Here is a 3,624-nt window from a genome sequence, read left to right on the forward strand (position 1 = left end):
GAGGTATGTCTTGCCAGCCCAGAAACCAATGCTGGCTGTGGGAGCCGGCCATATCGAAGTCCTGATCAGCGAGATCTTCGACAACGCGGTGAAACACTCAGTCGCTGAATCCGTCGAGATTGATGTGACCGTGTCCGAAAAAGGGGGACCCGAGGAGGGACTCCATTGGAAAATCGAGGTTGACGACAACGGACCAGGGATTCCTGATTTTGTCAAAGATGGCTTCATGGCCGAAGCCTTTGATGATGCCCATCGCTTGTCGAGGGGTATAGCGTCGTCGCTCTGTTTCATGTCCCTTGTGGCGGAGCAGGTGGGAGGAAGGTTGTACGTCGTCGACAGAGTCCTGGACGACCAGACGAAGGGAACGAAGGTCGTTCTGATTCTCGCAAAGGCCGAATAGCACATGGAGGCATGTGTGAACTCAAAAGCCTGGCCATTTCTCAGACAAACAATCATCGCACGAAACTAGACTCCTTCTTTTCCTTCGCTATGGTTTTTTCCGAGGCGAGGCTCAAATACCTTTTCGAGCTATCGTCAAAGTAGCTAGTGCTCTGATTCCGAACCAGTTCCATTGTTCATGGCGGAGCTGGATTCCTCATTGTCGTGGAGAACGCGTCATTTTGAAATGGAATAATCGGGTTCGAGCCAACATAGTTCGCGGAACCCTGTGCAGGAATCCGGAACATCTAAGAAGAAGACGGCATTTACAGACCAGGGAAATTCAGGAAGACATCTGTCTAGGATCCCTCTGAAGGCGGTGCCCCCGAGATGAAGCTCAACCTTGGCTGTGGTCAGGACATCCGGCCGAGTTCGGACGGGTGGGTCAACATCGACTGGCGCCAGCATGATGGCGTGGACATGGTGCTGGACATCACGAAAGTCCCCTTGCCGTTTCCGGACGGCTCGGTGGACTACGTTCTAACATCTCATGTCTTCGAGCATCTGCCGCAATGGGAAGACGTCCTCATCGATATACACAGGATGGTGAAGCCCGGCGGGATGTGTGAAGTGAGGGTTCCCAGAGGGTTCAACGCGGCCCCTTTCCACGTGCGATACTTCGACGAACACACCATGGATCTGTTCATAGACACTGGCCATGTGAGGGAGCCTGGGGGCGGATTGGACCCGGTAGTCATCTTCGACCTGGTCTCGTTCTCGTTCGGCCGCAGGAATCCCTTCAAGTGGCACATGAAACACTACCTCAATATCGACGTCTCTTACGACTGTCGGTTCGGCACCCGATGTGAATGCATCTGGATCCTGAGGAAGAAGGGGGACGGCAAGCCCTCGTCACAGGGCTGACAGCGTCGGAGGCCTATCCTCCCCTTCCTGACAACGATTTGCGCTGAGCTGGAGCCTTCAGCTCACGCATTGCACAGTCGTCGGAATCGACCCCACTGGAATATGCAGCTCCCAGTTCGCGACTATGTCTCGATCCAATGGTGCAGAATCCTGGTTCTAACCAAAACAATGGTTCATCAAAGGAGCTAGGCCCTTGCGGTTCGGGATGCAGCATCATCAAATAGCCTAACCTGGTTCGAGTCTGCAGTGGCAGGAAAGACGATTGCTGAGAAGGTCCTCGGCAGAGCGTCCGGGGATTCGGAGGCGAGAGCGGGAGCCGTCGTTGAGGCATCCCCCGATCTCGTGATGTCCCACGAGAACACCTTTCTCGTGAACAAGGCGTTCACCGAGCTCGGGCTTAAGCGCCCATGGGACCCGGACAAGATCGTCATCGTGCTCGACCACAGGACGCCGGCCAACACGGCTCAGACCGCTTCCGTCCATGCTAAGATCCGGAAGCTCGTCCACGAATATGGCATCAAGAGGTTCTATGATTCCGGCGAAGGAATCTGCCATCAGATACTGGTGGAGGGGCGGCTGGCGCGACCGGGACAGCTGCTCCTTGGTACCGACTCTCACACCACGACTGCAGGAGCGGTGGGCGCTTTCGGGACGGGGATTGGCGCCACGGAGATGGCAGGTGTTTGGGCCATCGGTGGCCTATGGTTGAAGGTACCGGAGACAATCCGTATAATTCTCTCTGGACATTTCTCCAAGGGCGTCTGCGCAAAGGATGCATCCCTTAGCCTGGTTCGTCAGCTGGGTCCGTCCGGGGCGGACTGCAAATGCGTGGAGTTCTCCGGGAGCTTGTTCCAGGACGTCCCTATGGCGGGGCGCATGGTTCTGTGCAACATGGCCATGGAGATGGGTGCGAAGGCCGCCATTGTCTCTCCAGATGTTGTGACTAGTGAGTGGTTCAGAGGCCTAGCCCTCGCGCCGCGAGACTTCGTGACTTCAGATGTTGATGCGGTGTTCGAGGCAACCCAGGTGTTTGATGTGTCGCGGCTTCCGCCGATGGTGTCTGGACCTCATAGGGTGGAAGCCGCCAGGAGCGTGGAGGAAGTCGAAGGGATCGCGGTCGATCAGGCGTTCATAGGCACGTGCACCAATGGTAGGCTTGAGGACCTCATCGCCGCCGCGAAGATACTCAAGGGAAGAAAGGTTTCGGCGGGGTGCAGACTCATAGTGGCGCCTGCCTCCAGAAATGTTCTCAGAGATGCTATCGACAACGGCGCTGCTCAGATTCTCATTTCAGCGGGAGGGACGATTCTTCCTCCTGGCTGCGGGCCATGCCTTGGGTCGCACGAAGGCGTCCTTGGAGATGGCGAGGTTTGCATTTCATCTAGTAACAGAAACTTCAGAGGGCGCATGGGTTCAGACCAGGCCGAAATATATCTCGCGAGTCCAGCGACCGTTGCTGCAAGCGCCGTTAGTGGTAAGATAACCGACCCCAGGAGGTACCTCGAATGAGTGCCAGAGGCCGTATCTGGAAGTTTGGTGACGACGTGAACACAGACCTCATCATCCCCGGCAAGTACCTCGATAGCTACGACCCTGCTCACTTGGCTGCACACGCGATGGAAGGCGCTAACAAGGAGTTTGCATCTGGCGTCAAGAAGGGGGACATCATTGTCGCGGGCGCCAACTTTGGCTGTGGCTCGAGCCGGGAACAGGCGGTGACGGCTCTGAAGCACGCAGGTGTTTCGGCGGTCGTGGCTAAGTCGTTTGCACGCATATTCTACAGAAACGCGATCAACCTCGGCTTGCCTGTCGTCACTTCATCAGATGCCGTGAATTCTCTAAGAGATGGTGAGGTCGCGATTCTTGACATCACATCCTCCTCTCTGACCGCCGAAGATGGAAGGGGTACCATCACCCTCGACCCTATTCCTCAACATGTGAAGAAGATCCTTGACAGCGGAGGTCTTGTTCCCTACATCAAAGCCAAGCTCCGAAATGAGTGATTTCGGCCCAATCCTATTGTGTCCTGGATGAGATCGGCATCAGCGATGGCAGGAGCGATTGTTGAAGATCCCCTTGGCATGTTCGGCATTGCCCTGATTCTCTTCTTAGTAGTCTATGCAATCATCCGATTGTTGACCCACAGGCATTGAACATACGTCTGCGGTTCTGTTGCATTATCAAGTGGTGACACTCAGGTCAACTCGCAATCGCAACTCGTTCCATTCGGCTCCGACCGTGCGGCCATCGCTGGCTCGTATAGGATCATCACAACGTCATGCTGGAACGCGCCGGGGTCGAACCGTAGACCCCCTGCCATCC

General features: G+C 55.8%; 4 protein-coding genes. All 4 read left to right on the forward strand.

Annotated features, from left to right (window positions below; all coding sequences use genetic code 11):
• Window positions 1–400 (forward strand): ATP-binding protein (locus tag KJ653_06605; protein ID MBU0685498.1); only part of this gene is annotated, 400 nt, incomplete at its 5' end.
• Between the two features lie 368 nt (window positions 401–768).
• A complete protein-coding gene (locus tag KJ653_06610; GenBank protein MBU0685499.1) occupies window positions 769–1,302 on the forward strand; it encodes a class I SAM-dependent methyltransferase in 534 nt (177 codons plus the stop codon).
• Window positions 1,303–1,548: 246 nt separating this feature from the next.
• Window positions 1,549–2,811 (forward strand): 3-isopropylmalate dehydratase large subunit, encoded by a 1,263-nt coding sequence (locus KJ653_06615; GenBank protein MBU0685500.1) that lies wholly within the window; start codon window positions 1,549–1,551, stop codon window positions 2,809–2,811.
• Window positions 2,808–3,305, forward strand: coding sequence for a 3-isopropylmalate dehydratase small subunit (locus tag KJ653_06620; GenBank protein MBU0685501.1), 498 nt, complete (start codon window positions 2,808–2,810; stop codon window positions 3,303–3,305). Before KJ653_06615 ends, KJ653_06620 begins: the two co-directional genes overlap by 4 nt.
• Window positions 3,306–3,624: the final 319 nt, after the last annotated feature.

It is taken from the genome of Candidatus Thermoplasmatota archaeon (genome assembly GCA_018814355.1).
In the GTDB taxonomy this organism is placed as follows: domain Archaea; phylum Thermoplasmatota; class Thermoplasmata; order UBA10834; family UBA10834; genus COMBO-56-21.